The following is a 22,139-nucleotide window of genomic DNA, read 5'->3' on the forward strand; positions in this document are numbered from 1 at the left end:
GCGTCGACCGATCGGGATACCGGGAAAACAGGCTACTTCTTCAGGACCGCATTCATGACGCAATCTTCCAACGCTGCTCAGCAGGCAGCGCTACTGGCACTTCTGCTGGAGCAGGACGCCGAATCCGCAACGCACGCGGCCGCCCAATTGCCTGCTGGCGTGGATGCCGACGCCATGGCGTCCACTGGGCCAGCCGATGGCGGCGACGCCCCGCTGTCGTTCTCGCAGCAGCGGCTGTGGTTCCTGCTGCAATACGAGCCGGGCAGCACTGCCTACAACCAGACGCGCGCCTATGTGCTGCGCGGGGCGCTGGACCGCGCCGCGCTGGATGCCGCGCTGCGCGCCGTGATGGCGCGGCATCCGGCGCTGCGCACGCGCTTCGTCGCCGATGCGGCCACGCCGGGCGCGCTGCCGCGACAGGTGGTGGAGCCCTCGCCGGCGTTTGCGCTGGCAGAGGCCCCGCTGGCGATGGGCGCTGACGCGCTGCACGCCCGCATCGACGCCGAAGCCGCGCGGCCGTTCGACCTGGGCCAGGCGCCGCTGCTGAGGGCGACGCTGCTGATGCGCGCCCCCGACGACCACGTGCTGCTGCTGTCGCTGCACCACATCGTCTCGGACTTCGTCTCGAATGCCGTGATTGCGCGCGATCTCGCGCAAGCCTACGGTCAGGCCTTGGCGGGCGACGCCGTGCGCCTTGCGACACCAGGTGCGACCTTTGCCGCCCATGCCAGCCGCCAGCGCGATGCCCTGGCAAGCGGCGCGCTCGATACGCAGCGCGACTGGTGGCAACGCCTGCTGGGTAGCCATGTACCCGCGCTGCAGCTCCCCACGGACCGCCCGCATGGCGCCGACGCGACGCGTATCGCCCGCCGCGTCAACGCTGCCTTGCCCGCGCGGCTCGCCCGCACATTGCGCGCGTTCTGCGTCGCGCAGCGCTGCACCCCGTTCGTGGCGCTGCTGGCGGCGTGGCAGGCGCTGCTGAGCCGCCATGCGGGGCAGGATGACTTTGCCGTGGGCGTGCCGCACACCGGCCGCGACGGCGATGGGCTCGACGATGTGGTCGGCTTCTTCGCCAATACCCACGTCTACCGCTCGCGCGTCTTGCCCGGCGTGACCGGCCGCGCGCTCTGCGAAAGCCTGCGCGCCGATGCGCTGGGCGCGCTGGGCCATGCGGCACTGCCGTTCGAAGTGCTGCTCGACCGCATGCACGTGCCGCGCGATGCGGGCCGGCCGCCGCTGTTCCAGGTGATGTTCAACCTGCGCACCGCCACGGCAGGTGCCGGACTGTCGCTGCCGGGCCTGACGGTGGAGGCTGTGGAGGCCCGCGAGACGGGCGCCAAGTTCGACCTGATTCTCGATGCGGAAACCGGCGCCGAGGATGTCACGCTCCATCTGGAGTACGACTGCGCGCTGTTCGACGCCGCCAGCGCCGAGCGCCTGCTGCGCTACTACGTGACGCAGTTGTCGGGCCTGATGCATCAACCGGACCTGCCGCTGACGGCGACGCCGCTGCTCGACGCGTACGACGGCGCGGTGCTTGCGCACCAGCTTCCCGCCGGCCGCCCGCTGCGGCGCGCCGCTGCCATCGAGCCCGCGCATCGCCAGATCCAGCGCCACGCGGCGCGTTCCGCCGATGCCATCGCCCTGCGCCATGGCGACACCACGGTCAGCTATGGAGACCTCGAACGGCGCGCCAACCGGCTCGCGCACCGGCTGATCGCGCTCGGCGTGGGGCCCGAGGTGCGCGTCGGCATCGCCATGGAACGCTCGCCCGAGATGATCGTCGGGCTGCTGGCGATCCTGAAGGCCGGCGGCGCCTATGTGCCGTTCGATCCGGCCTATCCGGCCGAGCGGCTGGCCTATCTGTTCGAGGACAGCGGCATTGCGGCGCTGCTGACGCAACCGGCGCTGCGCGACCTGCTGCCGCCGCGCGATGGCCTGCCGGTGCTGATGCTGGATGCCGACGATCTCGTGTGGCCCGACACGGCGCCCGATGTCGACGTGCGGCCGGAACATCTGGCGTACGTGATCTATACGTCGGGCTCCACGGGGCGGCCGAAAGGGGCCCAACTGCAGCACGGCAACCTGTCGCGGCTGCTGGCGTCCACGCAGCATTGGTTCGGCTTCAACGCGGACGACGTCTGGACGCTGTTCCACTCGTATGCGTTCGATTTCTCGGTGTGGGAGATCTTCGGCGCGCTGTGCCACGGCGGCCAGCTTGTGATCGTTCCCTTCCACGTGAGCCGCGCCCCGCAGGAATTCATCGCGCTGCTGCGGCGCGAGCGCGTCACGGTGCTGAACCAGACGCCATCGGCCTTCCGCGCCTTGCTGGCGCAACCCGAGCTTTACGAGGCACCGCTGGCGCTGCGCTACGTCATTTTCGGCGGCGAAGCGCTCGATCCGCAGGCGCTGCGGCCGTGGATCGACCATGCCGGTGATGCCGCGCCGCAGCTGATCAATATGTACGGCATCACCGAGACCACGGTCCACGTGACGTACCGGCCGATTAGGTGTGCCGACCTGGACCCCGCCACGCGCGCACGCAGCCCCATCGGGGAGCGCATCCCCGACCTCGGCATCCGCGTGCTCGATCCGGGTTTGCATCCGGTGGCGCCGGGTGTGGCCGGGGAACTGTTTATCGCGGGAGATGGCCTGGCCCGTGGCTACCTGAACCGCGCGGCACTCACCGCCGAGCGCTTTATTCCCGATCCGTTTGCCGACGACGGTGCGCGGCTCTACCGCACGGGTGACCTGGCGCGCTGGCTGCCTGACGGGCAACTGGAGTATCTGGGCCGGATCGACCAGCAACTGAAGATTCGCGGCTTCCGGATCGAACCGGGCGAGATCGAGGCGCGGATTCTCGCGCAGGAAGGTGTGGGCAACGCGGCCGTGCTGGCTATCGAGGGCCCTTCCGGCGCAAGGCTGGTGGCTTATGTCGTGCCGGCTGGTGGCGCGCAGGTGGATATCGCCGCCGTCCGCACCGCATTGGCCGCCGAATTGCCCGACTACATGGTGCCGGCGGCGTTCGTCGTGATCGACGCCCTGCCCCTGACCCCGAACGGCAAGCTAGACCGCCGTGCGCTGCCGGCGCCGGCCTTCGAGAGCGCCCAAACCTTCGTCGCCCCCGAGGGCGAGGTGGAAACCGCACTGGCCGGCATCTGGGCCGAAGTGCTCGGCCTGCCGCGTGTGGGCCGCTCCGACAACTTCTTCGAACTCGGCGGCGACTCGATCCTGAGCCTGCAGATCGTGGCGCGCGCACGCGCCGCCGGCTGGCTGCTGACGCCGCGCCAGCTTTTCGAGCGCCAGACACTGGCCGAACTGGCGGCGGTCGCCACGCCTGTGACGCTAGGGGCCGATGCCGGCAACGCGGTGCCCTCCGGTGCGGTCCCGCTGCTGCCGATCCAGGCTGATTTCTTCACCATGCCGATGGCCCGGCGTCACCACTGGAACCAGTCGGTGCTGCTCGATTGCCGGGATGGGTTCGATTCCGGGGCACTGGCAGCAGCGCTGGGCGATCTGGTCGTTCATCACGATGCGCTGCGGCTGCGGTTCGTCGAAGCGTCGGGCGTCTGGCAGCAGACGTACGCCGATGAAGAGACCTGCGCCGACCTGCTGTGGGTGCGGGACGCCGCAACGGAGGCCGAACGGCTGGCGCACTGCGAAGCCGCCCAGCGCAGCCTCGATCTGGCGCACGGTCCGCTGCTGCGCGCTGTCGCGCTGCGGACCGGAGACCGCTGGCAACTGCTGCTGGCGATCCACCATCTGGTGGTCGATGGCGTGTCGTGGCGGGTGCTGATCGAGGATCTGCATACGGCCTATCGGGCACGACTGCAAGGCAAGCAGATCGAACTGCTGGCGCGCACGGCGTCCTACCAACGCTGGGCCGAAGCCCTGCGCGACAGCGCCGCCCGCCGTGGCGAGGAAATCCCGCATTGGGAGGCGCTTGCTCAATTCGACGCCTCCTTGCCGGCAGACGAAGCCACCGGCTCCCTCACCATCGCCGACCGCGCCAGCGTGACGCTGACGCTGCCGGCCGACGTCACGCAATCGCTGCTCCAGCGGGCGCCCGCCGCCTATCGCACGCGGGTCAACGACCTGTTGCTGACCGCGCTCGCTCGGGCGCTGTCCGCGTGGACCGGCCGAGAAGACGTGCTGGTGGACCTCGAAAGCCACGGCCGCGTCGCGGGCGTGGATGATTCGCTCGATCTCAGCAGCACGGTCGGCTGGTTCACGACGATGTTCCCGGTGGCGCTCGACGGCAGCGGCGAGATCGGCACGGCCATCCGCACGGTCAAGGAGCAACTGCGCGCGGTGCCCGGCGAAGGCATCGGCTTCGGCCTGCTGCGCCGCTGGGGCACGCCGGCCCAGCAGTCGGCGCTGGCGGCGGTCCCTAAGCCCGAGGTGGTGTTCAACTACCTGGGCCAGTTCGATGCAAGCTTTGCCGAAGGCGCCGCATGGCGGCCGGCCGCAGAGGGGGCGCAGGCGGCGGGAGGCACCCAGGACCCCGCCGCTCCGCTGTCGCATCCGCTGTCGGTCAGCGGGCAAGTGCTTGGCGGCGAACTGCAATTGACGCTGGCGTTCAGCCAGAACCGGCATCGCACGGCCACCATCGAGCGCCTGGCCGGAGCCTTGCGGGCCGAACTGGAAGCCGTCGTACGCCACTGCACCTCCGGCGCCGTCGGCCTCACGCCTTCCGATTTTCCGCTAGCTGGCCTGACGCAGGCCCGGCTCGACGCACTATGCCTCGATGCCGCGCGCGTGCAGGACCTGTATCCGTTGTCCCCGATGCAGTCGGGCATGCTGTTCCATAGCGTCTTCGCCCCCGAAGGCAGCGCGTATAGGAACCAGTTGCGTGTCGATATCGACGGTCTCGATCCGGCCCGCTTTGTCGCGGCATGGCAGGCCGTGCTGGCGCGCCACGACAGCCTGCGCTGCGGTTTCCTGCATCGCGGCGACCAGCCGCTGCAATGGGTGGCGAAGGACGTCGCCTTGCCCGTGATCGAGGCGGACTTCACGGGGCGCGCCGCCGAGGACGTGGATCGGCTGGCGGCCGAGCAGCTTGCACAGCGCTTCGACCTGCAACAGCCGCCGCTGATGCGCGTCGCGCTGCTGCGCACGGGGCCGGATCGCCATCATCTGGTCTGGACCGTCCATCATCTGCTGCTCGACGGCTGGAGCACCGCGCATTTGCTGGGCGAGGTGCTGCGCCACTACGCGGGCGAAGCGCTGCCGGCTGCCGGACATCGCTTTGCCGACTACATCGGCTGGCTACAGTCGCGTGACCGGGATGCCAGCGAGACGTTCTGGAAGGCGCAACTGCAGTCGCTGGAAACGCCAACGCGCCTGCTGGATGCACTGCCAGCGGTCGCGTCCGGGGATGGCCATACCGAGCAGCATCATCACCTCGACGCCGACGCAACGGCCGCGCTGGCCGCGTTTACCCGCGCGCAGAAGGTGACGTTCAACACGCTGGTGCAGGCGGCATGGCTGCTGGTGCTGCAACGCTGCACCGCGCAGCCCAGCGTGGCGTTTGGCGCCACCGTGTCCGGCCGCCCCGCCGATCTGCCGGCCGCCCAGCAGATGCTGGGGCTGTTCATCAACACGCTGCCGGTGGTGGCCACGCCCTCGCCGCGCCAGAGCGTGGGCGACTGGCTGCGTGAGGTCCAGGCGCTGAACCTTGCCACGCGCGAGCACGAACACGCGCCGCTCTATGACATCCAGCGCTGGGCCGGCCACGGCGGGCAGGCGCTGTTCGATTCGATCGTGGTCTTCGAGAACTACCCGGTCGATGCCGCGCTGCGCCGCGCGCCGGGCGGGCTGGCGTTCGCGAACATCACCAACCGCGCGGAAACCAATTACGCGCTGACGCTGGTGCTGGCCCAGACCGATACGCTGCGCCTGACCTGCCGCTTTGACCGCGCCCGTCTGGCGGAAGCCCAGGCCGAAACGCTGGCGCAGGCGCTGCTGGCCACGATGCGCGCCATGGCGGCCGATGCGGCGCAGCCACTGGGGCAGATCAGCCTGATCGACGCGACGCGTCTGCGGACGTCGCCTTCCTCGGCGTTCGTCGGCAGCTATCAGCCCGTCCATCGGCGCTTCGAGGCCCATGCCCTCGATACGCCCGACGCCACGGCGCTCGTCGCCGACGGCCAGGCGCTGAGTTATGGCGAACTCAACCGGCGCGCCAACGCGCTGGCGCGGCAGTTGATCGCGCGCGGCGTGGGGCCGGATGTGCCCGTGGGCGTGCTGGCCGAGCGGTCCGTGGAAATGGTCGTCGCGCTGCTGGCGATCCTGAAGGCTGGCGGCGCCTATGTGCCATTCGATCCCGAGTATCCGACCGACCGCCTGGCCTATATGGTCGAGGACAGCCGCGTGGCGCTGTTGCTGACGCAGCGCCCCGAGGCCCTGCTGGCCGCACCGGCCTCGGTGTCCATGCTGGACCTGACGCAGCCCGCGCTCTACATCGGCGACGCCGCAGGCACGACGCCGAACCCGGAGCGGACGCCACATCCGGCGCATCTGGCCTATGTGATCTACACCTCCGGCTCGACCGGGAGGCCCAAGGGCGTGGGGATTTCCCACGGCGCACTGGCCCACTATCTCGATGGCGTGCTGGCGCAACTGGCATTGCCGCGCGGGCTGCGCATGGCGATGGTATCGACACCGGCGGCGGACCTCGGGCATACGGTACTGTTTGGCGCGCTGGCCAGCGGCGCTGCGCTGCATCTGCCCGAACGCCGTTGCGTGTTCGATGCGGCTGCTTTCGCGCGCTATATGGCCGAGCACCGCATCGACGTGCTCAAGATCGTCCCGAGCCATCTGCGCGCGCTGCTGGACGGCGCGGCGGCGGCCGGCACGGCGCCGGCAGACGTGCTGCCGGCCCACACGCTGGTGCTCGGCGGCGAAGCCACCGACTCCGCGCTGCGCGCCCGCATTCATGAAGCGCGTCCCGCCTGCCGGCTGGTCAACCACTACGGGCCCACGGAAACCACGGTCGGCGTCCTCGTGCACGTGGCCGGCACGGCGCCGCAGCCCGGAACCGGCCTGCCGCTGGGGCAGCCGCTGGCCGGCACCGTGGCCCATGTGCTGGACGGCGCGCTGGCGCCATTGCCCGACGGCGTGGCCGGCGAGCTGTATCTGGGCGGACCGGCGCTGGCACGCGGCTACCTAGGCCGCGCCGCGCTGACGGCCGACCGCTTCGTTCCGGACCCGTTCTCGGCGCATGGTGGCCGTCTCTACCGCACAGGGGATCGTGTGCGGCGCCAGGCGGACGGCGTTTTCGAATACCTCGGCCGGATCGACGATCAGGTCAAGATCCGTGGCTTCCGCGTGGAACCCGGCGAAGTGGCGGCGCAACTGGCCGCGCTGCCGGGCGTCCGGCAAGCCGCCGTGGTGGCCGACGCGACGCCAACGGGCATGCAACTGGCCGGCTATGCCGTGCCGGAGGACGGCCGGCGAACCGATCCCGCCGAACTGCGGCGCGCGCTGGCCGCCGTGCTGCCCGGCAATATGGTGCCGGCCACGATCGTTTGGCTCGACGCGCTGCCACTGACCGCCAACGGCAAGCTGGATCGCCGCGCGCTGCCAAAGGTCGACGCCCCCGTTGTCGTTGCCGCGGAACCGCCGCAGGGCGATCTCGAAACGCGGCTGGCCGCGATCTGGCAGGACCTGCTCGGCGTGCCCACGGTGGGCCGCCACGACAACTTCTTCGCCCTGGGCGGCCATTCGCTGCTGGCCGTCCAGCTTCTGTCCCGCATTCAAGGCGAACTCGGCATCGATGCGCCGCTTGCGCTGCTGTTTGGCGCCGGCACGCTGGCCGAACTGGCTGCCGCGCTGCCCGCGCAGCATCGCCATGCCGACGAAGCCGCCCTGCTGGAGCTGGAGGCGTTTGCCAATACCCTGGAGTCAGTCTGAATGATCGAAGCCAATACCGCGGCCCGGCTGGCCGCGCGCTTTGCCACGCTGGCGCCGGCCCAGCGCCGTGCGTTCCTCGACAAGATGGCCGAGCAAGGCATGGCCTTCTCGCAATTGCCGATCCCCGCGCTGCCGCGCCCGGACGCGTCGGCGGACCACGGCGCGCCGTTGTCCTACGCGCAACAGCGCCAATGGTTCCTGCATCGTTTCGAGCCCGATAGCGCCGCGTACCACATCAGCAGCAGCGTGGAACTGCGCGGGGCGCTGGACGTGGACGCACTGGCGGCGGCCTTCGCAACGCTCGCACGCCGCCACGAAGCGCTGCGGACGAGCTTTGTCGCCGACGCGGCCGGCCATGCGCGGCAGCTTGTGCGCCCGGAAGTGGTGATCGCGTTGCCGGTGACGGACCTGTCGGCGAACCCGGACGCCGCCGACGTGCACGCGGCCGCCATCGCCGAAGCGCCGTTCGATCTGGGCGTTGCGCCGCTGCTGCGCGTGCATCTGCTGAAACTTGGGCACCAATCGCATCGGCTGGTACTGGTGATGCACCATATCGTCTCCGACGGCTGGTCGATGCAATTGCTGATCGACGAACTGGGGGCGGCCTACCGCACGCGCGTTGCCGATCAGCCGCTGGCGCTGCCGGCGCCCCAGATCGGCTACACCGACTATGCGGCGTGGCAGCGCAACTGGTTGGAAGCTGGCGAGCGGGAACGGCAGCTGAACTGGTGGCGCGATGCGCTGGCCGGCGCGCCCACGGTACTCGCGCTGCCGACCGACCGCCCCCGCCCCGCCACGGCGGCCTATCTGGCGCAGCGCTGCGAGATCCACATCCCCGATGCGCTGGCGCAAGCCCTGCGCGAGCGCGCGCAGGCGCAAGGCGGCACACTGTTCATGGCGCTGCTGGCGGGCTTTCACGCGCTGCTCTACCGCTACACCGGCCGCCGCGACATCTGCGTGGGCGTGCCTGTGGCGGGCCGTAACCGCATCGAGACCGAGCGGGTGGTGGGGCTCTTCGTCAACACGCAGATCGTGCGCGGCCAGATCGATGGCCGCCGGCCGCTTTCCACGCTGCTTGGCGATATCCGCGAAGCGGTGCTGGGCGCGCAGGCGCATCAGGACCTGCCGTTCGAGCAACTGGTGGATGCGTTGCAGCCCGAGCGCAGCATGAGCTATCACCCGCTGTTTCAGGTGGTGCACAACCATCGGCGCGGTGACCGCGCGGGCCGGCTCTCGCTGCCCGGTCTGGAACTCGAAAGCGCGCCCGTGGGCGAGCGCGCGACAGCGCTGGAATTGACGCTCGATACACGCGAGGACTCCGCGGGCCAGATTCACGCGTGCTTCCACTACGCTGCCGAACTGTTCGACGTGGCGACCGCGCAGCGCCTGGCGCGCCACTATCTGCGACTGCTGCAGCAGCTTGCCGACGCACCGGACTGCGCGCTGGATGCGGTCGAATTGCTCGACGCCGCCGAGCGGGACAGCCTGCTTGCGCTGGGCCAGGGCGAAGTGCCGGCCGATGCCAGCATGCCCGTCCACGCGCAGATCGCCCGCCACGCGCTGGCGCAGCCGCAGGCTGTTGCCGTGACCTGTGGCGAGCAGACGCTGCGTTATGGCGAACTGCTGGCGCGTGCGGACCGGCTGGCCGCCGTGCTGCATGCACGCGGCATCGGCGCCGAGGATCGTGTGGGCATCGCCCTGTCCCGCTCGCCCGACATCATCGTCGCGCTGCTGGCCGTGATGCGGGCTGGCGCGGCCTATGTGCCGTTCGACCCGGCCTATCCCAAGGACCGGCTGGCCTATCTGTTCGAGGACAGCGCGATCCGGCTGCTCGTCACCGAGCCGGCCTTGCTCGATGCGCTGCCGGCGCCGGCTTCTCTGCCCGTGCTGACGCTGGACATGGTGGGCAACGGCCCGACGCTGGCTGCCGAGGCGCCGGTCCATCCGTCTCAACTTGCCTACGTGATCTACACGTCCGGTTCGACGGGACGCCCCAAAGGTGTGTGCGTGTCCCACGGCCCGCTGGCCATGCACGTGGCGGCGACCATCGACGCCTACGAGATGGGCAGCCACTCGCGCGAACTTCACTTCCTGTCGTTCGCGTTCGACGGCGCCCACGAACGCTGGCTTTGCGCCTTGGCCTGCGGCGGCTCGCTGGTACTGCGCGACGACGCGCTCTGGACGCCCGAGCAGACGGCGCAGGCGATGATCCGGCACGGCGTGACCAACGCGGGCTTCCCGCCGGCGTATCTGCGGCAACTGGCCGAATACGTCGAACAGAGCGGCGAGCGTCCGGACGTCTCGCTCTATTCCTTCGGTGGCGAAGCGATGCCGCGAGGCGCCTTTGCCCAAGCACGGCGCGCGCTGGGCGCACAGACCTATATCAACGGCTATGGCCCGACGGAGACCGTGGTCACGCCGATGGTGTGGAAGGTGCGCGGCGATGCGCCGGAAGCGGATTTCGCGGGCACCTACGCCCCGATTGGCCGCCCCGTGGGCGACCGGCGCTGCTACCTGCTCGACGCGGAGCTGAACCTCGTGCCGCCGGGCGTGGCGGGCGAGCTTCATATCGGCGGCGAAGGGTTGGCGCGTGGGTATCTGAACCGTCCGGGCATGTCGGCGGAGCGCTTTATCCCCGATCCGTTTGCCGATGACGGTGCGCGGCTCTACTGCACGGGTGATCTGGCGCGCTGGCTGCCTGACGGGCAACTGGAGTACCTGGGCCGGATCGACCAGCAACTGAAGATTCGCGGCTTCCGGATCGAACCGGGCGAGATCGAGGCGCGGATTCTGGCGCAGGCGGGTGTGGGCAATGCGGCGGTGCTGGCTGTCGAGGGCCCCTCCGGCGCAAGGCTGGTGGCCTATGTGGTGCCGGCCAGCGCTGCCCAGATCGACGTGGCCGCCGTGCGCACGGCATTGGCAGCCGAATTGCCCGACTACATGGTGCCGGCGGCGTTCGTCGTGATCGACGCCCTGCCCCTGACCCCGAACGGCAAGCTGGACCGCCGTGCGCTGCCGGCGCCGGCCTTCGAGAGCGCCCAGACCTTCGTCGCCCCCGAGGGCGAGGTGGAAACCGCACTGGCTGGTATCTGGGCCGAAGTGCTCGGCCTGCCGCGTGTGGGCGGCTCGGACAACTTCTTCGAACTCGGCGGCGACTCGATCCTGAGCCTGCAGATCGTGGCGCGCGCACGCGCGGCCGGCTGGCTGCTGACGCCGCGCCAGCTTTTCGAGCGCCAGACACTGGCCGAACTGGCCGCCATGGCGGCGCCGGTGGCACACGACGCCGACGCCGGCAACGCGGTGCCCACCGGCATCGTGCCGCTGCTGCCGATCCAGGCCGATTTCTTCGCCATGCCGATGGCCCGGCGTCACCACTGGAACCAGTCGGTGCTGCTCGATTGCCGGGATGGGTTCGATACCGGGGCGCTGGCAGCAGCGCTGGGCGATCTGGTCGTCCATCACGATGCGCTGCGGCTGCGGTTCGTCGAAGCGTCGGGTGTCTGGCAGCAGACGTACGCCGATGAAGAGACCTGCGCCGACCTGCTGTGGGTGCGGGACGCCGCAACGGAAGCCGAACGGCTGGCGCACTGCGAGGCCGCCCAACGCAGCCTCGATCTGGCACGTGGTCCGCTGCTGCGCGCTGTCGCGCTGCGGACCGGAGACCGCTGGCAACTGCTGCTGGCGATCCACCATCTGGTGGTCGATGGCGTGTCGTGGCGGGTGCTGATCGAGGATCTGCATACGGCCTATCGGGCACGGCTGCAAGGCAAGCAGATCGAACTGCCGGCGCGCACGGCGTCGTACCAGCGCTGGGCCGAAGCCCTGCGCGACAGCGCCGCCCGCCGTGGCGAGGAAATCCCGCACTGGGAGGCGCTTGCTCAATTCGACGCCTCCTTGCCGGCCGACGAAGCCACCGGCTCCCTCACCATCGCCGACCGCGCCAGCGTGACGCTGACCCTGCCGGCCGACGTCACGCAATCGCTGCTCCAGCGGGCGCCCGCCGCCTATCGCACGCGGGTCAACGACCTGTTGCTGACCGCGCTCGCTCGGGCGCTGTCCGCGTGGACCGGCCGAGAAGACGTGCTGGTGGACCTCGAAAGCCACGGCCGCGTCGCGGGCGTGGATGATTCGCTCGATCTCAGCAGCACGGTCGGCTGGTTCACGACGATGTTCCCGGTGGCGCTCGACGGCAGCGGCGAGATCGGCACGGCCATCCGCACGGTCAAGGAGCAACTGCGCGCGGTCCCGGGCGAAGGTATCGGCTTCGGCCTGCTGCGCCGCTGGGGCACGCCGGCCCAGCAGTCGGCGCTGGCGGCGGTCCCGAAGCCCGAGGTGGTGTTCAACTACCTGGGCCAGTTCGATGCAAGCTTTGCCGAAGGCGCCGCGTGGCGGCCCGCGGCCGAAGGCACGGGCGCTAACCAGGACGCCGCGACGCCGCTTTCCCATCCCTTGTCGATCAGCGGGCAGGTTTTCGACGGGCGGCTGAAGCTGTCGTTGGCCTATGCCGGCACGCGCTACCGCGCGGCAACGATCGAAGCGCTGGCGGCGGCCTTGCGCGGGGAGCTGGAGGCGGTGGTCGCGCATTGCACGTTGGGCGCCACCGGGCTCACGCCGTCGGATTTCCCGCTGGTGCGGCTGTCGCAGCCCGAACTCGACAGCCTGCTTCTCGATCCTTCCCGTGTGCAGGACCTCTACCCGTTGTCCCCGATGCAGACGGGCATGCTGTTCCACAGCGTCTTTGCCCCGGAAGGCAGCGCGTATACGAACCAGTTGCGCGTCGACGTCGACGGCATCGACCCCAGTCGCTTCGTCGCGGCGTGGCAAGCGGTGCTGGCGCGCCACGACAGCCTGCACTGCGGCTTCCTCCATCGGGAGGCGTCGCCACTCCAGTGGGTGGCCCGGGACGTGGCCCTGCCGACGATCGTGGAAGACTGGGCTGGCCGGGACGCAAGCGATATCGACGCTTTCGCGGCCAGCCAGCGTGCCCAGGGATTCGATCTCAGGCAGCCGCCGCTGATGCGTGTGGCGCTGCTGCGCACGGGGCCCGATCGCCATCATCTGGTCTGGACCGTCCACCATCTGCTGCTGGACGGCTGGAGCACCGCGCAGTTGCTGGGCGAGGTGCTGCGCCACTACGCCGGTGAAGCATTGCCCGGCGTGGCGGGCCGTTTTGCCGACTACATCGGCTGGCTGCAATCGCGCGATGCCGACGCCAGCGAATCGTTCTGGCGCGATCAGCTGAAGGCGCTCGACGAGCCGACGCGCCTGCTGGCGGCGCTGCGCGCCCCGGACGCGGCCGAAGCGGGCCGCCATGGGCAAGGCGAGCAACTCCATGCGCTCGATGCGGGCGAAACGGCGGCGCTGGCCAGCTTTGCCCGCGCGCAGAAGGTCACGCTCAATACGCTGGTGCAGGCCGCGTGGCTGCTGGTGCTGCAACGCTGCACGCGCCAGCCCGCCGTGGCGTTCGGCGCGACGGTGTCCGGCCGCCCCGCCGATCTGCCGGCCGCGCAGCAGATGCTGGGGTTGTTCATCAATACGCTGCCCGTGATTGCCACGCCGCAGCCGGAACAGGCCGTCGGCGACTGGCTGCACACGGTGCAGACGCTGAACCTGGCGTTGCGCGAACACGAGCACACGCCGCTCTACGACGTGCAGCGCTGGGCGGGCCGTGGTGGGCAGGCCCTGTTCGATTCCCTCGTCGTGTTCGAGAACTACCCGGTCGACGCCGCGCTGCGCCGCACGCCGGGCGGGCTGTCGTTTGCCAACGTCCGCAATCTGGCCGAGACGAACTACCCGCTGACGCTGCTCATTGCCCAGACCGATACGCTGCACCTGACCTGCCGCTTCGACCGCACGCTGCTGGCCGACGCGCAGGCGCGGCAATTGGTGGACACGCTGTTCGCCGTATTGCGGCAGATGGCTGCCGACGGCGCGGCACCGCTGGCAACCATCGGGCTGCTGGCACCCGCAGAGCGCACGGCGGCGCTGGCCGCCGGCACCGCACCCGTGCCATACCCGGCGGCCGAGCCCGTTCACAGGCTGTTCGAGGCCCGGGCGGCCGCGCGGCCCGATGCGGTGGCCCTCGTCTTTGGCGACGCCACGCTGACCTATGCCGAACTGAACCGGCGCGCCAACGCGCTGGCCCATCGCCTGATCGCGCGGGGCGTGGGGCCGGACGTGCCCGTGGGCGTGCTGGCCGAGCGCTCGGTGGAAATGGTGGTGGCGCTGCTGGCGATCCTGAAGGCCGGCGGCGCCTACGTGCCGTTCGATCCGGACTACCCGGCGGACCGGCTGGCCTACATGATCGACGACAGCGCGGTAGCGGTGATCCTGGTGCAACGGCCAGAGGCCATGCCGGCGTCGAGCGGCGTGGTCGCCTCCATCGATCTGACCGATCCGGCGCTGTACGCCGGCGACGATTCGGGCAACCCCGCGCCGTTGCTGTCGGCCGAGCATTTCGCCTACGTGATCTACACGTCCGGCTCGACCGGACGGCCCAAGGGCGCCGGCAACCGGCATGGCGCGCTGCATAACCGGCTGTGGTGGATGCAGGCGCAGTACCGGCTGGACGCCAGCGATACCGTGCTGCAGAAGACGCCGTTCAGCTTCGACGTGTCCGTCTGGGAGTTCTTCTGGCCCCTGATGACGGGCGCGCGGCTGGCGCTGGCCGCGCCGGGCGATCATCGCGATCCGCAGCGCATCGCGGCGTTGATTGCCCGCCACCGCATCACCACGCTGCACTTCGTGCCCGCGATGCTGCAGGCGTTTGTCGGCGACGGGACCGATGGCGCGCTGGCGGCATTGTGCAAGAGCGTGCGTCATGTGGTGTGCAGCGGCGAGGCCCTGCCTGCCGATCTGGCGCGACGCACGATGCACCTGCTGCCGTGGGCGGCCGTGCACAACCTGTACGGGCCGACCGAGGCAGCCATCGATGTCACGCACTGGACCTGCCGCGACGACGGCGGGCATTCGGTGCCGATCGGGCATCCCATCGCCAACGTCAGCGCCCATGTGCTGGACGCCGCGCTGCAGCCGGTACCCGCCGGCGTGGCTGGCGAGCTCTATCTCGGCGGTGCCTGCCTGGCGCGCGGCTATCTGGGGCGCGCGACGCTGACGGCCGAGCGCTTCGTCGCCGACCCGCACGGCACAAACGGCGAGCGCCTCTATCGCACCGGCGACCTCGCACGGCGCCATGCCGATGGGCATATCGAATATCTCGGCCGCCTGGACCATCAGGTCAAGATTCGCGGCCTGCGGATCGAACTGGGCGAGATCGAGGCGCGGCTGCTGGCGCACGACGCCGTGCGGGACGCCGTCGTCATCGCGCTGACCCAGGACGGCCCGGCCCGGCTGGTGGCGTACGTGGTGTCGGCCGACGAGGCGGGCTGCGATATCGACGGCCTGCGCCAGTGGCTTGCGCAGGCATTGCCCGACTACATGGTGCCGAGCGCCTTCGTGGTGCTGGAGCGGATGCCGGTCACGCCGAATGGCAAGCTCGATCGCCGCGCACTGCCCTCGCCCGACTTCGCAGGTACCGCCGAATACGAGGCGCCGCAGCCGGGCATCGAAACGACGCTGGCCGAGATCTGGGCCGCCGTGCTGAAGGTGGCACGCGTGGGCCGCGGCGATAACTTCTTCGAACTCGGTGGCGATTCGATCCTGAGCCTGCAGATCGTCGCGCGCCTGCGCACGCAGGGCTGGCAGCTGACGCCCAAGCAGTTGTTCGAGCGGCAGACGCTGGCGGCGGTGGCGGCCGTGGTGACGGCGCTCGATACCGCGTCCGCACCGTCGGCGCCGGTGCGCGAGCCGTCGCGTGCTGGGGATCTCGCGCCGGCACGGCTGTCGCCGGCGCAACTCGACGCGCTGGGGCTGGACGTCGACGCGGTGCAGGATGTCTATCCGCTGTCGCCGATGCAGGCAGGCATGCTGTATCACAGCGTCGCCCGCTCGGATGCCGGCGGCGGCGCCTATATCAACCAGTTGCGCGTCGACATCGACGGGTTGGACGCCGGGCGCTTTGCAGCGGCCTGGCGGGACGCGCTGCGCAGCCACGACACGCTGAGGACCGGCTTCCTCCAGCGCGGCGAGCAGCCTTTGCAGTGGGTGGCGCGCGACGTGGTGCTGCCGTACGCCGAGGAGGACTGGTCGCTGCGCGCGCCGGCATCGCTGGGCGCCGCGCTCGACGAACTGGCGGCCGCCGATCTGGCACACGGCTTCGATCTGGAACGTCCGCCGCTGATGCGCCTGACGCTGGTACGCACGGCGGCGGCGCGCCATCACCTGGTGTGGACCGTCCACCATCTGCTGGTCGACGGCTGGAGCACGTCGCAATTGCTGGGCGAGGTGCTCCAGCGCTATGCCGGCGAAGCGGTAGCGGCACCGGAAGGCCGTTTTGCGGACTACATCGACTGGCTGCAGGCGCGCGACGCGCAGGCGGCACAGGCGTTCTGGAGCGGATCGCTGGCGGGATTCGACACGCCGACGCGGCTGGCGGAGACACTGGCCGCACCGGCCTCCGGCAGCGGATATGGCCTGCTGCAGCACGCCTGCAGCGCCGCGCAGACCGAGCGGCTGGCGGCATACGCCCGCGTGCAGAAGGTCACGATGAATACCGTGGTGCAGGCGGCGTGGCTGCTGCTGTTGCAGCGCTACACGGGCCAGCGGCGCGTGGCGTTTGGCGCCACCGTGGCCGGCCGCCCTGCCGAGGTGCCCGGCGCCCAGCAGATGCTGGGACTGTTCATCAACACGCTGCCCGTGCTGGCCGAGCCGCGTGCCGCGCAGGATCTGGGCGACTGGCTGCGGGAATTGCAGGCGTTCAACCTGTCGGCGCGGGAACACGCGCACACGCCGCTGTCGGACATTCAGCGCTGGGGCGGCCAGGCCGGCCAGCGCCTGTTCGACAGCATCCTCGTGTTCGAGAACTTCCCGCTGGAAGACGCGCTGGCGTCGGCCGGGCGCAGCGGCCTGCGCTTCGAGACCCAGGGCAGTACCGGCCTGACCGAGTACGAGATGGACGTCGAAGTCAGCCTGCGCCAGACGCTGCGGCTGAGCTTCACCTATATGCGGCGCGCGTTCGACGCCGAGCAGGTGGCCGCCATCTGCGCGCAGATGATGGCGCTGCTCGGCGCGATGGGGACGTCGCCCGTGCAGACCGTGGGCTCGCTGAGCCTGCTGGGGCCGGATGAGCAGGCGGCGCTGCTTGCGCTGGGCCAGGGCGAAGTGCCGGCCGATGCCTGCATGCCGGTCCACGCGCAGATCGCCCGCCACGCGCTGGCGCAGCCGCAGGCCGTTGCCGTGACCTGTGGCGAGCAGACGCTGCGTTATGGCGAACTGCTGGCGCGTGCCGATCGTCTGGCCGCCGTGCTTCATGCACGCGGCATCGGCGCCGAGGATCGTGTGGGCATCGCCCTGTCCCGCTCGCCCGACATCATCGTCGCGCTGCTGGCCGTGATGCGGGCTGGCGCGGCCTATGTGCCGTTCGACCCGGCCTATCCCAAGGACCGGCTGGCCTATCTGTTCGAGGACAGCGCGATCCGGCTGCTCGTCACCGAGCCGGCCTTGCTCGATGCGCTGCCGGCACCGACTTCTCTGCCCGTGCTGACTCTGGACATGGTGGGCAACGGCCCGACGCTGGCTGCCGAGGCGCCGGTCCATCCGTCTCAACTTGCCTACGTGATCTACACGTCCGGTTCGACGGGACGCCCCAAAGGTGTGTGCGTGTCCCACGGCCCGCTGGCCATGCACGTGGCGGCGACCATCGACGCCTACGAAATGGGCCTGCACTCGCGCGAACTGCATTTCCTGTCGTTCGCGTTCGATGGCGCCCACGAACGCTGGCTTTGCGCCTTGGCCTGCGGCGGCTCGCTGGTACTGCGCGACGACGCGCTCTGGACGCCCGAGCAGACGGCGCAGGCGATGATCCGGCACGGCGTGACCAACGCGGGCTTCCCGCCGGCGTATCTGCGGCAACTGGCCGAATACGTCGAACAGAGCGGCGAGCGTCCGGACGTCTCGCTCTATTCCTTCGGTGGCGAAGCGATGCCGCGTGGCGCCTTTGCCCAGGCACGGCGCGCGCTGGGTGCGCGGACCTATATCAATGGCTATGGCCCGACCGAAACCGTGGTCACGCCGATGGTCTGGAAGGTGCGCGGCGATGCGCCGGAAGCGGATTTCGCGGGCACCTACGCCCCGATTGGCCGCCCCGTGGGCGACCGGCGCTGCCACCTGCTCGACGCGGAGCTGAACCTCGTGCCGCCGGGCGTGGCGGGCGAGCTTCATATCGGCGGCGAAGGGTTGGCGCGTGGGTATCTGAATCGTCCGGGCATGTCGGCGGAGCGCTTTATTCCCGATCCGTTTGCCGACGACGGTGCGCGGCTCTACCGCACGGGTGACCTGGCGCGCTGGCTGCCTGACGGGCAACTGGAGTACCTGGGCCGGATCGACCAGCAACTGAAGATTCGCGGCTTCCGGATCGAACCGGGCGAGATCGAGGCGCGGATTCTCGCGCAGGAAGGTGTGGGCAACGCGGCGGTGCTGGCTGTCGAGGGCCCTTCCGGCGCAAGGCTGGTGGCCTATGTCGTGCCGGCTGGTGGCGCGCAGGTGGATATCGCCGCCGTGCGCACCGCATTGGCCGCCGAATTGCCCGACTACATGGTGCCGGCGGCGTTCGTCGTGATCGATGCCCTGCCCCTGACCCCGAACGGCAAGCTGGACCGTCGCGCGCTGCCGGCGCCGGAGGCCGAGGGTGCCGAGCACTTCGTGGCGCCGCGCAACGAAGCCCAGCGCTGGCTGGCGCAGGTCTGGCAGGAGGTGCTTGGCGTGGAGCGCGTCGGCCTTGACGACAACTTCTTCACGCTCGGGGGCGACTCGCTGCTGAGCCTGAAGGTGATTTCGCGCGTGCGGGCCAACAAGGCGCTGGGAATCGACCTGAAGCTGCGCGACCTGATGCGGACGCCGACCATCGGCCAGTTGCTGCCCGATGCGGAAGCCGCGCCCGTGGCGGCCACGGCGCTGCGGGTGCTGGCGCAGGGCCCCGCCGGCGGCGCCCTGCCGCCCGTGGCGTGCGTCCATGCCGCGCTGGGCACGCTGTTCGACTACGACGCCATCGTGGGCCAGCTCGGCAAGGCGCGGACGGTCTATGGCTTCCAGTCGCGGGCGCTGGGCGATCCGGCGTGGCGCGACACGTCGCTGGCGTCGATCGCGGCCGACTACGTTCGCGAATGGCGTGTCGCCCAGCCACAAGGGCCCTATCTGCTGCTGGGCTGGTCGCTGGGCGCGACGCTGGCCACGGCGATGGCGCGCGAGCTTGAGGCCCAGGGGCAGTCGGTGCAATGGCTTGGCCTGATAGACCCATTCGTGCCGGAAGGCCGGGCGCCGGCTGCCGACGCCGCGCCAGGCTGGCTCGCGGCGCTGGCCGATTTCGCGGCGCGGTTGCTGCCGGGCGCCGGCGCCCTGGCGCTGCCCGCGCAGGCGGCCGCTGCGCCGGCGGCCGACCTTGTGGCCAGCCTGCTGGCGCCGCTCGTGGCCGCCTCGCCATCGCCGCAGGCCGGGCTTGGGGCCGCAGAACTGGCGCAGATGTTCGTCGCCGCGCATCGATTGGGCGCCATGGCGGCATCGCAGCAGGCGGTGCCTGTCGTAAGCGCGCCACGCGCCGTCTGGTGGCGTTCCAGCCGCGATATTGCCGCTGCGCGGCTGGCCGCATGGCAGGGAGCGCCATGGCGGGAGGCGGTGCTCGATGGGGTGGATCACCACGGAATCGTCCGCGACGCGCGGCTGCTGGCCGATCTGGCCGCCAGCCTCGACGCCGGGCTTTCGGGCGATGGACGCCCGCATTCCCCTGTCCCGACTGAGGGCATGTCCGCCACAACCCTACCGACGTAGGCCAGGAATCGTAATTTTATAAATGCAAATGCGAATAGTTTGCATTTAGAATAACTGCTCCATCAAAAAACTGCAGAATCAGGAGAAATATGAGGACGGGTAAAAGCGCCAGGCCGCGTCAGGCTTGGGCGAATCGGCAACCATTCGCGCTGACCGCGCTGGCCATGGCTGTCACGATCCAGACGGCGTACGCGCAGACGAACGACGCCACGCCTGCCTCCGCCAGCGGCGGCGAAGTCCAGTTGCCGGCCGTCAGCGTGCGCGCCGATACGGTCGCCGAAAACTACGGCCCGGTGGGCAAGAAGTCGGTATCGGCCACCAAGACGGACGTGCCCATCGAGGACACGCCGCAGTCGATCAGCGTGGTCACGTCGGACCAGATCCGTGCCCAGGGCGCCCAGCGCGTGGAAGAAGCCCTGCGCTACAGCGCCGGCGTGCGCACCGAGCCGATCGTCGATACGCGGCGCGGCACGTACTACATCCGCGGCTTCAACGCCGCCCAGAACGGCCAGTACTGGGATGGGCTGAAGATGCCCTGGTCCGGCGGCTATGCCTACTGGGACCTGGAGCCGTACAGCCTGGAGCGCGTCGACATCGTGCGCGGGCCCTCGTCGGTGCTCTACGGCCAGACCGCGCCGGGCGGCCTGATCAACCAGGTCAGCAAGCGGCCGCAGGCGGAATCGTCGAACGAGATCAACCTGAGTTTCGGCAACTACGATCGCCGCGAGATCTCGGGCGATTTCACGGGCGCGCTCGACAAGGACGGCAAGGTGCTCTACCGCCTGACCGCGCTGGCGCGCGATAGCGGGACGCAGACGAACCACGCCGGCGACGACCGCCTGTTCATTTCGCCGCAGGTCACGTGGCGCCCCACCGACGCCACCAGCTTCACGCTGTACTCGCAGATCTATCACGACAACGCCGGCAACAGCGCCGGCTTCCTGCCGGCCGTGGGTACGATCACGCCGTTGGCGAACGGGTCCAAGATCCCGACCGACTTCTTCCCGGGCGAACCGTCCTTCGAGCGCTTCAAGCGCGAGCAGTACATGGTGGGCTACGAGTTCTCGCATCGCCTGAATGACACGGTGACGCTGCGCCAGAACCTGCGCTACAGCCACATGTACACCAGCTACGAGGACATCAACGGCAATGGCGGTCTCGTATCGAATCCGGCGAATGGCCCGTACCTGCTGCGCCGCATCGGCCTGAGGTCGAACGAGTCGTACAACCTGTTCACTGTCGACAATCAGGCGCAGATCAAGGTCAAGCACGGCATCTTCGAGCACACGATCCTCACCGGGATCGACTACACGCGGTCCACGTTCGGTCGCCTGCTGGGCCAGACCGGCAGCCTGCCGACGCAGCAACCGCCTATCGACATATTCAACCCGGTGTACGGCAACTTCGTGGCGCCGGCGTACCAGAGCGACACCACCACGGTGCGCAGCCAGGTGGGCTTCTACCTGCAGGACATGCTGCGCGTGGCGGACCGCTGGGTGGTGCAACTGGCCGGCCGCTACGACAAGGCGAAGGTCGATGCCGACGCCCGCACGCTGGCCACCAACGTCGTGACGCACTCCGGCACCGACGACGGCAAGTTCACCGGCCGCGCCGGCCTGCTGTGGGAAGGCCCGTATGGCCTGTCGCCGTACTTTGCCTACTCGACCTCGTTCGAGCCGACGGCCACCACCGTGCTGTACGGCGGCGGCACGCCGAAGCCCACCACCGGCAAGCAGTACGAGGCCGGCCTGAAGTGGCAGCCGAAGGGTACGCGCAGCTTCGCGCAACTGTCGCTGTTCAACCTGACGCAGCAGAACGTGCTGACGACGTCGCCGGTGCCCACCCAGGTCTCGCAGCTCGGCGAAGTGCGCTCGCGCGGTGTGGAGCTGGAAGGCACGTGGGCCGTCACGAACAGCTTCAACATCCTGGCGTCGTACACGTACACGGATGCCGAAGTCACGCAGGCGGGCCCGAACGCGCCGAACGCAGGCAAGACGCCGCAGTACATCCCGCGGCACATGGCCTCGCTGTGGGCGGATTACCGCCTGTCGAGCGGCTTCCTGCGGGGCGTCTGGCTAGGCGGTGGCGTGCGGTACATGGGCAAGTCGTATGACCAGACGAACGTGACGACCGTGCCGGCGTACACGCTGTTCGATCTGGCCGCGAGCTACTCCTTCGCCAAGCACTACACGCTGCGTCTGAACGTCAACAACCTGTTCGACAAGACGTATGTGGCCGGGTGCGACAGCGCCACGAACTGCTACTACGGTCGCCGCCGCACCGTCATCGGTACGGCCACCTACCGCTGGTAAGCAGCAAGACGCCGCCCTTCCGTCCGGGCGGCG

At 69.8% G+C, this 22,139-nt stretch carries 3 protein-coding genes; all 3 read left to right on the forward strand.

Annotation, left to right across the window (positions count from 1 at the left end; translation table 11 throughout):
- Positions 1 to 54 precede the first annotated feature (54 nt).
- Positions 55 to 7,914 (forward strand): amino acid adenylation domain-containing protein, encoded by a 7,860-nt coding sequence (locus ACX12D_RS33820; protein WP_459377034.1) that lies wholly within the window; start codon positions 55 to 57, stop codon positions 7,912 to 7,914.
- Positions 7,915 to 19,794 carry an amino acid adenylation domain-containing protein gene (locus ACX12D_RS33825; RefSeq protein WP_459377035.1) on the forward strand — a complete coding sequence of 3,960 codons (11,880 nt, stop codon included), beginning with the start codon at positions 7,915 to 7,917 and terminating at the stop codon, positions 19,792 to 19,794.
- A 164-nt stretch (positions 19,795 to 19,958) separates the two neighbouring features.
- On the forward strand, positions 19,959 to 22,106 hold the full coding sequence (locus tag ACX12D_RS33830) for a TonB-dependent siderophore receptor (RefSeq protein ID WP_459377036.1): 2,148 nt from the start codon (positions 19,959 to 19,961) through the stop codon (positions 22,104 to 22,106).
- Positions 22,107 to 22,139 lie beyond the last annotated feature (33 nt).

The sequence above is a fragment of the Cupriavidus sp. PET2-C1 genome, assembly GCF_054515855.1.